Annotated in this window: 1 protein-coding gene and 1 pseudogene; both read right to left on the bottom strand. The window is 43.0% G+C overall.

Annotation, left to right across the window (positions count from 1 at the left end):
- Nucleotides 1-883: aspartate kinase (locus WBJ10_RS03505; RefSeq protein ID WP_424288168.1), on the bottom strand; the 883-nt coding region annotated here is incomplete at its 3' end.
- A gap of 278 nt (nt 884-1,161) precedes the next feature.
- Nucleotides 1,162-1,550: pseudogene (locus WBJ10_RS03500) on the bottom strand (MFS transporter); the annotation flags it as partial.

Below are 1,550 nucleotides of genomic sequence, written 5' to 3'. Positions count from 1 at the left end.
TGATTACAGACCCGGCGAAATCCGGTTCGAACGTATTTCGAATGACAATCGGGATTTTTTTCATAAATGCCGGGATCATTGTCGGCGGATAAATCACCTTCGCACCAAAGAACGAAAGCTCCATTGCTTCGGTGTATGACAATTCCGGCAGCGAGAAAGCCTTCTTCACCATGCGCGGGTCAGCTGTCATCATTCCGTTTACATCTGTCCATATTTCAATTTCACTGGCATTGAGTGCCGATCCGAAAATTGCGGCGGTATAGTCGCTGCCCCCTCTCCCAAGCGTAGTGATCCGTCCCTCATCATTACTGGCAATGAAGCCGGTAACAAACAGCATTTTGTTTCTATTCTTCTCGTAAAATTCGCGGATAAGCTGCTCCGTGATCTCGATATTTACCTTAGCTTGTCCGAAACTACTGTCGGTTTTAATCAATTCAGCTGCATTGACAAACAAGGTATTATCTTTCTCCTGTCCAGCGATTTTACTGATCATGAAGGTCGAGCAACGTTCACCATAGCTTAAAACCAGGTCGCGGGTTCTCGGTGTAAGTTCGCGCAACATGGACACTCCCTGGAGCAGGTCCTCAATCTCATTAAACAAAATCCGCAGCTGCGTAAATACCGGATTCTGCCTTGACACCGCCAAGAGTTCTTTAATAACATCAAAATGTCGCTCTTCAAGTTCTTTTAATTCATCAAGGAAACTTCCGCCTCGTGATGCTTTATCCGCCATCGCTGAAAGCAGGTTCGTGACTCCGCTCATGGCTGAAAGAACAATAACCGGATTACCTGAATTTTGGTCTTCTCTTTCAATGATCTGTAATAGCTTAGTAATAGACTCAACTGATCCAACTGAAGTGCCTCCGAATTTTAAAATTTTCATCTATGTGTAAATTGTTTTTATTGTGTTAAAGCATGGCAATGATGTAAAAAAAAAGCGCCTTCCCCGTTATCGGAGGAAGGCGCTTTTGATGTTTTTATGTTCTTATTACACCATACAAAACCTTCCCCATCGCGAAAGCGTGGTTGTTGTAGTTGTTGTTGTGGTATAAAAGTTAATGTTCATTGCTTTTTCCGTGGCGCTAATTACGTGCTTAGTTTTTAGAATAGCAAATGAATCGTCATTTATTTTATAAAATTGACTAAGGAGGTCGTAATATTTTAGACGGCAGCCTTTCTGCTTCTCATATAAAATACCAGCCCTCCGAAAGCCAGCACCAAAAATATTGGGATGAATAAAGTTGTCTGCAACACTTCAGGCCCTGCTAAATTCTTAGCGTCATTAAAAGCCGTCGCCATTGGACTCCCAGCTGCGGCATTTGCATAAGTACTTAATTCAGCACCAGCGGGAAGATGCTTGCCCACCAGCTGATCATAATACCCACCCATAAAAATGGTATATATGGATACAGCAAACATACCTGCCCCGCCCATCAGGTTAATACCAAGGGCTCCCGATTTCGGAATATATTCTGCAACGAAACCGATCATTGTCGGCCAGAAATAGCAAACACCTATACCGAAAATAATTGCTGCGACGAAAATTAAGT

Origin of the sequence: Daejeonella sp. (genome assembly GCF_049655485.1) — a bacterium.
GTDB lineage: Bacteria > Bacteroidota > Bacteroidia > Sphingobacteriales > Sphingobacteriaceae > Daejeonella.
This window is presented reverse-complemented; position numbering and strand designations above follow the sequence as displayed.